This is a genomic window from uncultured Duncaniella sp. (assembly GCF_910577345.1).
Lineage (GTDB): Bacteria > Bacteroidota > Bacteroidia > Bacteroidales > Muribaculaceae > Duncaniella.
Window position 1 is genome coordinate 92,930 of record NZ_CAJTMT010000001.1, and the last position, 13,905, is coordinate 106,834.

Sequence of the window (13,905 nt, forward strand, 5' to 3'; positions counted from 1 at the left end):
CTGCACGCCTCGTTCGTCGGCAGGAATGGTGCTGAGAGTGGTGTGGTCGCCGTCGCCTACATCCTCGGCAAATGCCAGGGTAAGAAGGTCGTCGATAAGTTCGTCTTTAGTCTTCATATCCTTTTCTTATATTAACAAAATTTGATTATTCATGAAAATTGTGATTATAGCTGTCGGGAAAACATCTACCGACTATGTGGCCCGTGGCGTTGAAGAGTTCCTGAAACGTGCAAACCGTTATGTCGGGGTCGAGCTGACGGTCATACCGGATGTCAAATCCTCGAAAGCACTGACCGAGGATGCCCAGAAACAGCAGGAGGGACGGGCAATACTTGCCGCGTTGCAGCCGGGTGACGTTGTCACACTTCTTGATGAACGCGGAAAAGAACTCACCTCACGCGAATTTTCGGGTCTGATTGAACGACGGATGATTCAAGGAATCAAGCGTCTTGTCTTCGTCATAGGCGGTCCCTACGGATTTGCCCGCGAGGTTTACGAGCGTGCGGATGACAAACTGTCGCTTTCACGCATGACATTCACCCATGAGATGGTCAGGCTCTTTTTCACCGAACAGATCTATCGTGCCATGACGATAATGCGTGGAGAGCCTTATCATCATGACTGATAGAATCCTTATCGTTGTGTGAGAGGCCACCGGTTTCAGGCAACCTTGTAAAGAAACCATACAAAGGCCAAGGCAAAGGCCGTATATATCAAAGCGCTCCGGACAAAAAGTATCCAGCGCTTTTTTTTACGTCCGGACATATAGGTGTAAAGACCTCCGCCGAGTATGCCGAAGCCTACGCAGTAGGCAATCCAGAAACCGATGCTTCCCATAATCACTTCATTTTAAATTCTGATGATATTAATGACGGGGAGATTTCGCGCCTTTCACGCCACCTTTGACTCCTCCGGAAAGGGAGAATATATTCTGGTCGTAGCTGACCGTCTTAAGGCCTTGTTCGCGTTTGCGTTTGAGTGCAAGCTGCACGAGTTTGTCCATAAGTTTGTCAAACGACAATCCGGTAGCCTCCCAGAGATAGAATGAGAGTGAGCCGGGGATGGTGTTGATTTCATTGACGAATATTTCTTTTGAATCATCGTCAATGATGAAGTCGATACGGCTGACACCGTGGCAGCTCAACACGCGGAATGTCTCTCCGGCAAGATATTGGATGCGTTTGGTCATATCTTCGGGAAGGTCGGCTGGAATGCGCTTTTGCGATGCCTGCATACCTTTCGCACCCTTGGTTCCACCCATGTATTTGTCCTCATACGAGAGAATTTCCGCACTTTTGATCGGCTCTTCAAGAACTGATGACCGGTATTCATCGCAGTCACCAAGAACGGAACAGTTGATTTCCTTGAGATTGTCGACCATGTGCTCGACAATTAGGCGAGAAGAATACTTCTGCGCGGTATCCACCTTCTCGATAAGCTGCTCGCGGTTGGCTGCACGTCCGATGCCCACACTCGATCCAAGATTGGCCGGTTTGACAATGACAGGATAGCCGATTTTGCTTTCGATTTTCTCAATAAGCGCGTCGCGTTTTGCAAACCATTCCTTGTCGGTGAACCATACATAGTCAATGACCGGAATACCGGATTCGCGGAGGATCATCTTCATTGTAATCTTGTCCATGCCGTTGGCGCTTGCGAGAGTGTCGCAACCGGCGTAGGGGATACCTATGGTCTCAAGAACACCCTCAAAGATGCCATCCTCAACGTTTGAGCCGTGGAGCACAGGGATGACAACATCAAGTGTGGTCAGAGGTCCCTTGTTGCCGAAAAGTCCTGCCGCTTTAGCGCGATAGAGGTTGTAGTCACCATAGACAGGACGCATGTAGACTTCTTCGCAACGGGCAAGAAGTGCCGGTATGTCGCGGTAGTTGGCTACATCAAAAAGCGCGTCGCCGGTATAGAATTTTCCTTGTTTGGATATATATATAGGTGTCACGTCATATTTATCGCGGTTGATGGCATGCATTGCCTGCGAAGCGGATATGACCGAGATTTCATGCTCGGTTGAGCGTCCGCCGAAAAAGACTCCGATGTTGGTTTTCATTTTCTTTGAATCGTAGAGTGGAATATATTATAAATATGTGTTGTCAGAAATCAATCAGCAGTTCTTGGCTTACTTGAATGTATCCGGAAGGTCATTCTCGTAGAGTATGGTATCACCCGGCTGCAGCATTGTTGCGAGGAGTTGTTGCGCTTCATTGAATGAGTCAACTTTGTGGAGGCGCGCAATGCGGTTTTTACCGTTCTCAATGCCTGCCACGATGGCATCACGGTTGTAGGCTCCGACGATTATGGCTATATCGGCAGAAGAAGCGATATGCTCACCGAAAATTTCATTGAGCTCTTCCTGACGGTCGCCGAGTTCAATCATGCCCGGGGTTACGATGATACGACGGCCTCCAGTCATCATTTTCAAAACATCAAGCGCCATCTTTGAGCCGGTCGGGTTGGAATTGAATGCGTCGTCGATGATAGTGACACCACCTGCGGTGCGCTTCATGTTCAAGCGGTGCTCGACCTGCTCGATGTTAGCCACGGCATAACGGATTTTATCGACAGGCACCTCCATGTGCAAGGCGATGATGATTGCAGCCAGAAGATTTGAGACATTACATTCGCCAACAAGTTTTGTCGTGAATGGCAGACGTGTCCCGTCAGGTGCAAGTACCGTGAAAGTGGTGCCGGAAGGGGAGTATTGAATATCCTCGGCAGTGTATTGTGCGGCGCCTGTCGCGGAGACGGCATAGCGGATACATTCTACATTGCTCACGGGGCGGTTGGCGACGTAGGGGAAATCGTCGTTGATGACAGCGAGTCCGTCGGCGGGTAAGGAGTCAATCAGTTCGAACTTTGTGCGCTGAACGTTTTCAATTGTCTTGAACGATTCGAGATGCTGTTCGCCTACGGCAGTGACAACTCCGATGGAAGGATGGACAAGGTCGCAGATTTCCTTGATGTCGTTCGGTTGTTTTGCGCCCATTTCTACTATGAATACTTCATTGTAAGGCTTGAGGTATTCGCGGATGGTGCGGATGACGCCCATTGTCGTGTTGAAACTGCCCGGAGTCATCATGACATCATACTTTTCGGAAAGTATGCGGTTCAGGTAGTGTTTTGTGCTTGTTTTTCCGTAGCTGCCGGTGACACCGATTATCCTGAGGTCCGGCATCGAATCCAGGATTCTTTCCGCATCCTTGTAATATTTGTTATTGATATGCTTTTCAACGGGCTTAAGAAGCATGTTGGCCACAAGGACAAAAAGAGGGGAAAAGCAATAGATGAGCAATGCTGTCACGGCAGCCCTGTCGAGAGAGTGATGGCCTAACACGCAGAAGACAATGACACCTGCAACCGGAAGCGCTGCAAGAGCGAGCATGACTCCGAGTATGCGTTTGGCGCGATTTGTCATCACAAGCGGTTTCTTGTATTTCTTTCCGGCCAGATTGAAGATATTGACAATCGAAACAATGGCTACAAGTCCCATTGACACCATCGGGATTGAGAGGGTCGACAATGCAGCGAGAGCCGCTGCACCGGAGACAAGTCGCATGGTTGATGTGGTGTCCTGCGAGGCTGAGAGCCAACGGTTATACCGTTCATTACGATAGGAGTTTTGCTGGAGCATCATCAGTTGGCGGCGGAATTCATAAATCACGCAGATGGCAGCAAGGATAATGGCTATAATATTGCAGACAAGCATAGCTTATTTTTCGGTCTTTTCGGTTATTTCTTTATTGAAGATGTTAATTCGGTGGCTTTCATATTTAACCAAGGAAACTGCGCAGCACGGCTGCGAACTGTGCGGGATTGTCAAGGAAAGAATAGTGTCCGCATCCGGGGAATGACACCAATCCGGCATCCGGAATGAGTTTTTCCATTTTTTTCGCGTCCGCAAGTGGTGTAGCCGTGTCATTTTCGCCCCATATCAAGAGGGTCGGGGCCTGTATGGACGACAGACGGTCGGAAAGGTCTTCGTTGACCACTTTGGAGAGAATGCGCCGCATCATCGGAGTGGCGTTGGCATAATCGCTTGAACCGGCTTTGGCGCGACGTGCATCAAGGCGCTGTTCGGCTTTCTCTTTTCCAAGAAACAGATACATTAGTCTCTTGATGGCTTTAAATGAATAGACTTTCCAATAGTATTTCAATGAGCGTCGCGGTTTTATACCGGCGGCATCCACAAGAATAAGTTTTTCCACCGGATTGCGCGAGGCATACAGAATACCTACGCGACCTCCGAAAGAGTGGCCGAGCAGGATAGGGGAAGTGATGCCGAGTTCCTTTACGAATGCTTCAATCTGTCGGGTGTACTGCTCGACACCCCAGACGTCGGCAGGCTCTTCCGAAGAACCGAAGCCCGGGAAATCGACATTGATTACGCGGTAACCACAGGAAAGAGCCACTCTCTCGATTGAGGCGAGGGTCGTGTGGTTGCAACCCCAGCCGTGCATCAGGATTATGGTCTTGTCTCCTTTTTCCGAATCGGTATAGTGTAGTTTCAAGCCTTCAAGGCGTGTATCTTTGTCCATAAATTCAATTTGACCTACAAAATTATGAAAAAGCGTTGAATAATCGCACCCACATCTTTAAAAAGTTTGTGACAGAGGCTTATGTTTGCGAATTTTGCAAGAAATCCTCTAAATTATGTAACAGCCCGAATGTCGTTCATGATTAATTTTGCATGTATAATTTTGTGACGTTTATTATTGTCTAACTCAACAAACCATGAATTATCCATTTTCGTATAGAATTTTAATACCTTCGGCGATTGTTGCTTTCGGGCTTTTCAACAGTTGCTCCCATAATCATTCCGACAATCATAAAGAAGAACCGCAGGAACATGCTCATGACCATCATGACGATATTGTGATGTCGCCTGAGGATGCTGCGCGCTTCGGGGTCAAAGCGGAGGCGGCTTCAAAAGCCCCCTTTAGCGAAGTCGTCAAAGTGTCGGGTGAAATCCTCCCCGCCGCAACTGACCGTTCGGTTGTGGCTGCTCCCACTTCCGGAATAGTGAAACTTGCATCCGGTATCGAGACCGGGAAGAATGTGAGGGCAGGCGAAGGAATCGCATCTATCTCGGCTGCGAATGTTTCCGGCGGAGATGTCAATAGGACGGCCAAAGCCACGCTTGATGCTGCAAAACGAGAACTCGACCGTGTGACACCGCTCCTGAAAGACGGGCTTATCACGAAAAAGGAATATAACGATGCATTGCAGGCCTACGAGGAAGCGAAGAATTCCTACAGCCCGACGGCAGCATCCGGACGTGCGGTGAGCCCTATCGCCGGTGTCGTGTCAGAAATACTTGTGAATGACGGGGCTTATGTTGAAGCCGGACAGCCTATCGCGACTGTCGCACGCAGCCAGCGACTCACACTAAAAGCTCTTCTCCCTGCAAGAAACGTGGATTTCCTTCCAAGAATCTCCACCGCCAATTTCATTCCCTCGCATTCCAACGATCACTCTGTCAGCCTTGCCGACAGAGGTGGCAAATTGCTGTCGTCATCCACATCCGGAGCCGACAACACTCCCGGCTATCTTCCGGTATATTTCACGTTTGACAACCACGGGGATGTTGTTCCCGGTACACCTGCGGAGGTCTTCCTTATCGGTTCGCAACGCTCTGATGCCGTTACTGTGCCGGTTGATGCTTTGTCAGAACAGCAAGGCGAAAAATTCGTGTATATAAAGGTGGATGACCATGCTTATTCAAAACGGCCTGTAAAAGCAGGACGGAATGACGGCCAACGGGTTGAGATTATCGACGGTGTGGCTGAAGGAGATTCCGTAGTAGCGATAGGCACAACCTTTGTAAGACTTGCCGAGACATCCACAGTCGTTCCGGAGGGTCATTCACATTCTCATTAATCAGAGTAGTCATTTCATTATCATAACCGGCCAAAATGCTCAATAGAATCATAAAGTTTTCTCTTGACAACAGAATTGCCGTCATTGTAATGTCTGTTGTCCTGCTTATATATGGAATGATTGTGCTTCTCCGTACGGAAGTCGACATTTTTCCAGACCTTAATGCCCCGACGGTAGTTGTCATGACCGAGGCTCCGGGTATGGCTCCGGAGGAAATTGAAAAGGTGATTACATATCCTGTAGAAACGGCAGTCAATGGTGCGAGTGGTGTCAGACGAGTCCGCTCGGCATCCGCTACCGGCCTTTCGTCCGTGTGGGTGGAATTTGATTGGGGAACTGATGTGTATCTCGCTCGTCAGATTGTATCGGAAAAACTCTCTGAAATTGAAAGCGATCTTCCTCCCGGGGTAGGCAAGCCGACCCTCGGCCCCCAGTCATCAATACTTGGAGAGATAATGATAATCGGCTTGACAGCCGATTCGATTACCTCTCAGGAAGAACTGCGCACGATTGCCGACAGGCAGATACGCCCGCGCCTGCTTTCCCTTTCAGGAGTTGCCTCAGTGAGTGTGATTGGTGGAGATGCTAAGGAATATCAGATTCTCCTTCATCCTGAGGCCATGCAGCGTTATGGTGTCGGTCTGCAGGATGTGCGTGATGCCGTCGCGCAGATGAATGCCAATGCTTCAGGTGGTGTGATTTACGAACACGGCAATGAATATATTATAAAAGGTGATATTTCCACCAATGACGTGGAGAGTATCGGCAACTCCCTTATCCGTACTTCTGACGGGTCGAAGATGCGCTTGTCTGATATTTCGACCATAAAAGTAGGTGCTGCCGAACCGCGTCTTGGTTCAGCTTCACTTAACGCTCAGCCCGCAGTGCTCGTAACGGTGACCAAACAGCCTGCTGTCGGAACAATAGAACTGACCGACGAGATTGAAAACAGCCTTGCGCAGATACGGTCTACATTACCGGGTGATGTTTCAGTGAATACCGATATTTTCCGTCAATCCGATTTTATCGCCACTTCAATCGGCAACCTTCAGGAGTCGCTTTTCATCGGAGCAATCTTTGTTATCGTTGTGCTTTTCTTCTTCCTTATGAATTTACGCACGACGATTATCTCTCTTGTCGCACTTCCACTTTCAATTATTGTTACTGTTCTTGTGCTCCATTTCCTTGGACTGACCATCAACACCATGAGTCTCGGAGGTATAGCCATCGCCATTGGCTCGCTTGTGGATGATGCTATTGTGGATGTCGAGAATGTATACAAACGACTTCGTGAACGTCACCGCTCCGGTGAAACCATACTTTCGATTGTCTATGACGCCTCAAAAGAGGTGAGATTGCCCATCTTCAACTCTTCCCTCATCATCATGGCGAGCTTCCTGCCGCTTTTCTTCCTTGATGGCATGGAGGGCAAGATGCTCAAACCCTTAGGCATATCTTTTATCGTGGCGTTGGTAGCATCGACTATTGTGGCCTTGACAGTCACACCTGTGCTTTGCTCCTATCTCCTAGGAAGTAAAAAGGCTATGCGCGCCCTTGACAAAGAACCCAAGTTTGCCCGTGCGCTACGTCTTGCCTACGAAGGCGCTCTTGGAAAAGCCATGAACCGTCCACGCCCGCTTTTCATCGGGACTGCAGTGCTTTTTATCATAGCCGCAGGCATTTTCTTTACCCTTGGCAGAAGCTTCCTTCCCTCGTTTAACGAAGGTTCACTGACCATAAATGTAAGCACACTTCCCGGCATATCGCTCGAAGAGAGTGACCGTCTTGGACGTGAGGCAGAGAAAATCATACTCTCCATGCCTGAAATTTCGCTTACGGCAAGAAAGACGGGCCGTGCGGAACTTGACGAACATTCCCTCGGTGTGAATGTCTCGGAAATCGAAGCTCCATATAAACTTGACAAGGGGCGTTCACGCAGCGAACTTCTTGCAGACTTGCGCCATGAGCTTTCGCATCTTCCGGGAGTCAATATTGAGATAGGACAGCCGATTTCACATCGAATCGACGCGATGCTCTCAGGTACTGAAGCCCAGATTGCCATAAAACTTTTTGGAGATGATCTTGCAAAGTTGTATAACATCGGAAATCAGGTCAAACACAGCATATCGGAAGTCGAAGGTGTCGTTGACGTGAATATCGAGCAGCAGGTTGAGCGGCCGCAGCTCGACATCCGTCCCAAGCGCGATATGCTTGCCTATTATGGTGTGACAATGGGTGAATTCGCTGATTTTATAAATGTGGCTCTTGCCGGTGAAAAGGTGTCTCAGGTGTATGAAAACGGATTTCCCTACGATCTCACTTTGCGTATGGCCCCTGAAAGCCGCAGCTCAATGGAGGAGATTTCAGACCTTGTCATTGATACCGATAAGGGAAAGGTGCCTTTGAGCGAAGTTGCGGAAATTGTTTCCACGACAGGCCCTAATACGATTAACCGTGAAAATGTCAGCCGCCGAATCGTGATTTCAGCCAACGTGGCAGACCGCGATTTGCGTGGTACGGTCAATGACATCCGTTCGGCTATTGAATCGGAAATCACTCTGCCCGAAGGATATTTCATAAGCTATGGCGGACAGTTTGAGAATGAGGCCAAGGCTTCGGCTACTCTTGCCCTTGTTTCGCTCGTCGCGTTGATAATCATCTTCCTGCTCCTTTATGGTCAGTACCACAGCGTCAGCCAGTCGCTGGTGATTCTCTTGAATATGCCGTTGGCCATCATCGGCGGTGTGATTCTTCTGCGCCTCACCGGTGGTGAGCTCAATATTCCTGCAATCATTGGTTTCATTTCCCTGCTTGGCATCACCACCCGCAACGGTATGCTGCTGATGTCGCGATATGACCAGTTGCGCGCTGAAGGAGTTGGTCTGCAGGAACGAATCATGCATGGGTCGGCGGACCGTCTCAACCCGATTCTTATGACGGCTCTTAGTTCGGCTCTTGCGCTAATTCCTTTGGCTGTTAATGGAGACAAACCCGGCAATGAGATTCAGTCGCCTCTGGCCATAGTGATTCTTGGAGGTCTCCTGACATCTACTGTACTCAATATATTCATTGTGCCCCTTGTTTATAAGTATCTCAACCGAAAGGAGTGTAAATAAAAAAGAATTTGCTACCTTTGTGTCTGCTTATGATGAATTTAAATCGACAGAATACCCAATCGTATGTTTAAAAAGCTTAGTATAATTGTTCTCTCCCTTCTGCCAACAACAATTTTTGCATCTGACTATGATGATGCCGTCAGCACTATCTTGTCCAATAATCTAACGCTCAAATATGGTGTAGCTGAAAATGCAGCTACACTTGAAGAGCTGAAAGCTGAAAATACATTGGAGGCTCCGGAGATTTCATTTGAAAGTCTCTGGGGCTCTAAAGAGGCCGGTGACAAGCGAAATTTCTCGATAGGGCAGTCCTTTGATTGGCCCGGCGTGTATGCGGCCCGGCGTGATGCTATCAGAAAATCTGAAACTGCGATGCAATATCTCCGGGAATCGGAGATTCTCGCAACACGTATGGAAATCCGTGTCGCTCTTATAGACCTCGTCTATGTCCGTCAGCGCATTGCAACCACAAAGAAGATTTGCGAGGGAATGGCTACTATGGTCGATTATTTCAAAGAAGCCGTTGACAAAGGACTGGAAACTCGCCTCGACTATAACAAGGCAGTGGTTGAGCATATAAACGCTGCCCGTGAATTAAAAACGCTGAAAAGTGAAGAAGCGGTATTGCTTGCAGGGCTTCAGAACCTTAATGGAGGACAGCCGGTAAGCTCTATTGTAGATAAAATACAAGATTGCTATCCTCATGCCAATCTGGAGGCCTTGCGTCCGAACCGCGAGAATCTGCGTATGAAGGATCCAGCCCTGGCTGCATCAACAGCTGCGGTGGAGGCTCAGAAATCACTTGTCAAAGTGGAGAAACGCTCGTTGCTTCCCGGCTTTTCAGTTGCTTATCTTCATGAATGGGAGGCCGGTGAGACTTTCAACGGTTTTTCAGTGTCAGTCACTTTGCCTTTCCTGACACAACGTCGCAAGACTAAGGCCGCTGTCATGAGGCTGGAAGCTCAGTCGCTTGAAAATGAAATGGCGCTGATCAAACTTGAATCCGAATTGAGAGGTGAATATGAAACCGCACTCGCCTATCAGGAGTTGCTTGATGAGTATCGTGGTGTAATGGATGACGACTCAAATTTCGAACTGCTCAAAAAGGCTCTTGATGCCGGTCAGATAAACTTCCTTACCTACATGCAGGAGCTCAACTATTTCCTTACGGCACGACGGGATTTTCTTGACATACACTACCGTTATCATCTTGCTTTGGCACGTCTGCAAAGATATGAATGATAGAAATGATATAACTTTAAACGGCGCATGGCTATTTCGAAATGACCATGCGCCGTTTTGCTTGTGAACGGTTGTCGTAGACTGGGATGACTATAAGCTGATTCCCTGATTTTTCATGAATTCCTTGTAGACCCTTGAAAATTGTTCGTTAGAGGATTTGGGGTAACGGACTTCCGCAAACACCTGCGCAAGATTTTCCTTGTTGTTTTCTTTCACGAACTGCTTTGAGACGGGTAAAGCTTCTTTCTCTGCATAGAATTCTGTGAGCGCTTCATCAGATGGAATTTCGTAATGGCCATGATGCACGATGGCTTCTATGGGCAGACGTTCTTGAAGCTCGGGTAACTCGGCGGGATAACCCACTGTCACAGTGATTACAGGGACCACATCCGATGGCAGATGGAGAGTCTCTGCGATTTGGCCTGCATTATAAGTCGTCGTGCCGAGATAACAGGTCCCGAGTCCGTTCATCTCTGCGATGGTGACGAATTGCTGTGCGAAAAGCGAGGTGTCGATGACTCCCCATGTGAATCCCTGCAGATTGTTGAGCCCCGGTTCTGTATTGTTCAGTCTGCACCAGCGGTTGAATCTGTTGAAATCAAGACAGAAAGTAAGGACTGCTTTCGCGTTGGTTATCGCGGGTTGGCAGAAATGGGCCGGGGCAAGCTTGGCAATCTCGTCAGGGTCTGTGGAGACTATGACGGAATATGTCTGCATGTTTCCCGTATTGGCTGCGCGGGCTGCATCCTCAAGCATTTTGTCAATCAGGCTCAGATCAACCTGACGTGTGGAATCATATTTGCGGATTGTGCGTCGCGAAGAGAAATAATCTGGAGTATTCATGATGTGAAACAAAAATAATAGTTGATAAAATCCGTCGAGGACGAAAGGGAGTGCAAGTTACGATTTTATTATCGGATGTAAATAACTTAGGCGAGAAAATTTTGCAAGATAGGAAATATTTGGCCAACTTTGCATCCGCAAAAGTAAAGGACACAATTCTATATAGCAATCTAATAGTAATGGAAAAAGCGAAATATACTTTCGAGGAAGCTTATAATGCCTCGGTCAAGTATTTCGGTGGTGATGAACTCGCCGCGAGAGTATGGGTCAGCAAGTATGCCCTTAAGGATTCTGAAGGGAATATCTATGAGCTGACTCCTGCCGACATGCACCATCGTCTTGCCTCCGAACTCGCAAGGATTGAAGCGAAATACCCCAATCCGATGAGCGAGAAAGAGGTATATGATCTTCTCGACGGTTTCAATTATATCGTGCCTCAGGGTAGCCCCATGGCAGGAATCGGTAATAATTTTCAGACCGGTTCTCTGTCGAACTGCTTTGTAATCGGTCTTGACGGCCATCCGGACTCCTACGGAAGCATCATCAAGATTGACGAGGAGCAGGTTCAGCTGATGAAGCGCCGTGGCGGTGTCGGTCATGACATGAGCGATCTTCGCCCCAAAGGTACGCCCGTCAAAAACTCGGCTCTGACCTCGACAGGTCTTGTCCCCTTCATGGAACGTTACTCCAACTCAACCCGTGAAGTGGCGCAGGACGGACGACGCGGTGCGTTGATGTTAACGGTTGCCATCAAGCATCCGGATTCAGAGCGTTTCATTGATGCCAAACTCGAACAGGGCAAGATAACAGGTGCCAACGTATCGGTTAAAATCGACGATGATTTCATGCGCTGCGTGGAAGCAGAGAAGACCTACACCTGCCAATTCCCGATTGACAGCAATGAACCTGAAGTGAAATCCGAGATTGACGCGAAAGCACTCTGGAGCAAAATTGTATTTAACGCATGGAAGTCAGCCGAACCCGGTGTGCTCTTCTGGGATACCATCTTGCGCGAATCTCTCCCTGATTGCTATGCTGATCTCGGTTTCCAGACTGTTTCAACCAATCCCTGTGGAGAAATTCCGCTATGCCCTTACGACAGTTGCCGTCTGCTTGCCGTCAACCTTTATTCTTATGTGAAGAATCCGTTTACTCCTGAAGCATATTTTGATTTCGATTTGTTCCGTGAGCATATAGTGAAAGCGCAGAGGCTCATGGACGACATCATTGATCTTGAAATGGAGAAAATCGATGCCATCATCGAAAAAATCAAGGGTGATCCGGAGAGCATGGAGGTGAAGGATACAGAACTCAACCTTTGGTTAAAGATAAAGACAAAGACTCTCAAAGGACGCCGTACAGGTCTCGGCACAACGGGTGAGGGAGATATGATAGCCGCACTCGGTCTCCGTTACGGTACACCCGAAGCAACTGAAAAATCGGTCGAGGTGCATCGTGCGCTTGCACTTGCCGCCTTTGCTTCATCTGTTCAGATGGCAAAGGAGCGTGGTGCGTTTGAAGTCTATGATGCTGAACGCGAGCGCAACAATCCTTATATCTCCCGTCTGCGTGAGGCTGCTCCGGAACTCGTAGCGGACATGGAACAGAATGGCCGTAGAAACATCGCCTGCCTGACCATTGCGCCGACCGGCACCACATCCCTCATGACCCGTACATCTTCCGGTATCGAACCGGTATTCATGCCTGTCTACAAACGTCGTCGCAAGGTGAATGCCAATGACGTTGACGTGCATATTGATTTTGTGGATGAGTCAGGGGATGCTTTTGAGGAATACATTGTATATCATCCTAAATTCCTTGAGTGGATGCGCATCAACGGCATCGAACCGCGCCGTGACTTCTCGCAGGTGGAGCTTGATGAGCTTGTTGCCCGTTCACCCTACAACAAGGCCACTGCCAATGACATTGATTGGCTTGAAAAAGTCAAGATGCAGGGTGCGGTGCAGAAATGGGTTGACCACTCGATTTCCGTAACCATCAATCTTCCTGCCGATACATCTGTTGAGCTTGTTGACCGCCTTTACATGGAAGCATGGAAAGCCGGATGCAAGGGCTGTACAATCTATCGTGACGGTTGTCGTTCAGGTGTATTGATTTCTGTGGGAGAAAACAAGAAGAAGGATAGAGAGAAAGGGGTGGAATCAGCCGGTGCTGACGCGCCCCAGTCGATTGACGGCAAAAACGCTCTGCCAAGTGCTGATGTCATCGCTGCCATGCCTAAGGTTAAACGCCCGAACGAGCTTGAAGCCGATGTGGTCCGCTTCCAGAACAACAAGGAAAAGTGGATTGCTTTCGTCGGACTCAAAGATGGCCGTCCCTACGAAATTTTCACCGGTCTTGCCGATGATGACGATGGTATTTTCTGCCCGAAATCTGTGTCGAAGGGAAAAATCATAAAGGCTACAGATGACAAGGGTACAAAGCGCTACGACTTTCAGTTCATTAACAAACGTGGATACAAGACCACCATTGAAGGTCTTTCGGATAAATTCAATCCTGAATACTGGAATTATGCGAAACTGATTTCCGGTGTGCTCCGTTACGGAATGCCCATTGACCAGGTTATCAAACTCGTCAATGGCCTTGAACTTGATTCGCAGTCAATCAACACTTGGAAGATGGGTGTTGAGCGAGCCTTGAAGAAGTATCTTCCTTCAGGCACTCCTGCCGGTGGTCAGAAATGTCCGAACTGTGGACAGGAAACCCTCGTTTATCAGGAAGGCTGTCTCATCTGTACGTCTTGTGGTTCATCCCGTTGCGGATGAGACCAAAAACATATAATTGTGCCGGA

The 13,905-nt window shown here is 48.5% G+C and carries 10 protein-coding genes and 1 pseudogene (1 of these 11 running past the window's edge); 5 read left to right on the forward strand and 6 right to left on the reverse strand.

The genetic code is table 11. The annotated features are described in order from the left end of the window. Positions 1 to 117, reverse strand: a pseudogene (nadC, locus tag QZ310_RS00365) (carboxylating nicotinate-nucleotide diphosphorylase); it reaches 750 nt to the left of the window's first position. Between the two features lie 34 nt (positions 118 to 151). On the opposite strand from nadC, the gene rlmH reads away from it, so the two are divergent. Further along, entirely contained in the window at positions 152 to 625 is a 474-nt protein-coding gene (rlmH, locus tag QZ310_RS00370; protein WP_297069168.1) for a 23S rRNA (pseudouridine(1915)-N(3))-methyltransferase RlmH, read from the forward strand. Between the two features lie 35 nt (positions 626 to 660). Here the strand turns inward: rlmH and QZ310_RS00375 are convergent, their stop codons facing one another. The 4 genes from QZ310_RS00375 to QZ310_RS00390 all read right to left on the reverse strand — a co-directional run bounded on the left by QZ310_RS00375 (position 661) and on the right by QZ310_RS00390 (position 4,550). Beyond that, positions 661 to 837, reverse strand: coding sequence for a hypothetical protein (locus tag QZ310_RS00375; RefSeq protein WP_297069170.1), 177 nt, complete (start codon positions 835 to 837; stop codon positions 661 to 663). Between the two features lie 28 nt (positions 838 to 865). Then, the gene (locus QZ310_RS00380; protein ID WP_297069173.1) at positions 866 to 2,065 is read right to left on the reverse strand and encodes a D-alanine--D-alanine ligase family protein; all 1,200 of its coding nucleotides are present in this window, start codon (positions 2,063 to 2,065) and stop codon (positions 866 to 868) included. Positions 2,066 to 2,134: 69 nt separating this feature from the next. Further along, on the reverse strand, positions 2,135 to 3,721 hold the full coding sequence (gene murF, locus QZ310_RS00385; protein ID WP_297069175.1) for a UDP-N-acetylmuramoyl-tripeptide--D-alanyl-D-alanine ligase: 1,587 nt from the start codon (positions 3,719 to 3,721) through the stop codon (positions 2,135 to 2,137). A gap of 64 nt (positions 3,722 to 3,785) precedes the next feature. Further along, complete coding sequence (locus QZ310_RS00390) at positions 3,786 to 4,550, reverse strand: alpha/beta hydrolase (protein ID WP_297069177.1); 765 nt, start codon at positions 4,548 to 4,550, stop codon at positions 3,786 to 3,788. Between the two features lie 196 nt (positions 4,551 to 4,746). Here QZ310_RS00390 and QZ310_RS00395 point away from each other — a divergent pair, with 196 nt between their 5' ends. From QZ310_RS00395 to QZ310_RS00405, 3 genes are all read left to right on the forward strand, one after another. Then, complete coding sequence (locus QZ310_RS00395) at positions 4,747 to 5,892, forward strand: efflux RND transporter periplasmic adaptor subunit (protein ID WP_297069179.1); 1,146 nt, start codon at positions 4,747 to 4,749, stop codon at positions 5,890 to 5,892. A gap of 35 nt (positions 5,893 to 5,927) precedes the next feature. Further along, the gene (locus QZ310_RS00400; RefSeq protein ID WP_297069182.1) at positions 5,928 to 9,008 is read left to right on the forward strand and encodes an efflux RND transporter permease subunit; all 3,081 of its coding nucleotides are present in this window, start codon (positions 5,928 to 5,930) and stop codon (positions 9,006 to 9,008) included. Between the two features lie 63 nt (positions 9,009 to 9,071). Beyond that, positions 9,072 to 10,250, forward strand: a complete 1,179-nt coding sequence (locus tag QZ310_RS00405) for a TolC family protein (protein WP_297069184.1) — start codon at positions 9,072 to 9,074, stop codon at positions 10,248 to 10,250. A 90-nt stretch (positions 10,251 to 10,340) separates the two neighbouring features. Here the strand turns inward: QZ310_RS00405 and QZ310_RS00410 are convergent, their stop codons facing one another. Continuing rightward, the gene (locus tag QZ310_RS00410) at positions 10,341 to 11,093 is read right to left on the reverse strand and encodes a nitroreductase family protein (protein ID WP_297069186.1); all 753 of its coding nucleotides are present in this window, start codon (positions 11,091 to 11,093) and stop codon (positions 10,341 to 10,343) included. 179 nt (positions 11,094 to 11,272) lie between these two features. Here QZ310_RS00410 and QZ310_RS00415 point away from each other — a divergent pair, with 179 nt between their 5' ends. Then, positions 11,273 to 13,879, forward strand: a complete 2,607-nt coding sequence (locus QZ310_RS00415) for an adenosylcobalamin-dependent ribonucleoside-diphosphate reductase (protein ID WP_297069188.1) — start codon at positions 11,273 to 11,275, stop codon at positions 13,877 to 13,879. Positions 13,880 to 13,905: the final 26 nt, after the last annotated feature.

What these genes read in the sequence shown, in the direction of transcription:
- QZ310_RS00395 (WP_297069179.1), top strand. Translation starts at nt 4,747, where the DNA reads ATGAATTATCCATTTTCGTATAGAATTTTAATACCTTCGGCGATTGTT.
- rlmH (WP_297069168.1), top strand. Translation starts at nt 152, where the DNA reads ATGAAAATTGTGATTATAGCTGTCGGGAAAACATCTACCGACTATGTG.
- QZ310_RS00405 (WP_297069184.1), top strand. Translation starts at nt 9,072, where the DNA reads ATGTTTAAAAAGCTTAGTATAATTGTTCTCTCCCTTCTGCCAACAACA.
- QZ310_RS00375 (WP_297069170.1), bottom strand. Translation starts at nt 837, where the DNA reads ATGGGAAGCATCGGTTTCTGGATTGCCTACTGCGTAGGCTTCGGCATA.
- QZ310_RS00390 (WP_297069177.1), bottom strand. Translation starts at nt 4,550, where the DNA reads ATGGACAAAGATACACGCCTTGAAGGCTTGAAACTACACTATACCGAT.
- murF (WP_297069175.1), bottom strand. Translation starts at nt 3,721, where the DNA reads ATGCTTGTCTGCAATATTATAGCCATTATCCTTGCTGCCATCTGCGTG.
- QZ310_RS00410 (WP_297069186.1), bottom strand. Translation starts at nt 11,093, where the DNA reads ATGAATACTCCAGATTATTTCTCTTCGCGACGCACAATCCGCAAATAT.
- QZ310_RS00415 (WP_297069188.1), top strand. Translation starts at nt 11,273, where the DNA reads ATGGAAAAAGCGAAATATACTTTCGAGGAAGCTTATAATGCCTCGGTC.
- QZ310_RS00380 (WP_297069173.1), bottom strand. Translation starts at nt 2,065, where the DNA reads ATGAAAACCAACATCGGAGTCTTTTTCGGCGGACGCTCAACCGAGCAT.
- QZ310_RS00400 (WP_297069182.1), top strand. Translation starts at nt 5,928, where the DNA reads ATGCTCAATAGAATCATAAAGTTTTCTCTTGACAACAGAATTGCCGTC.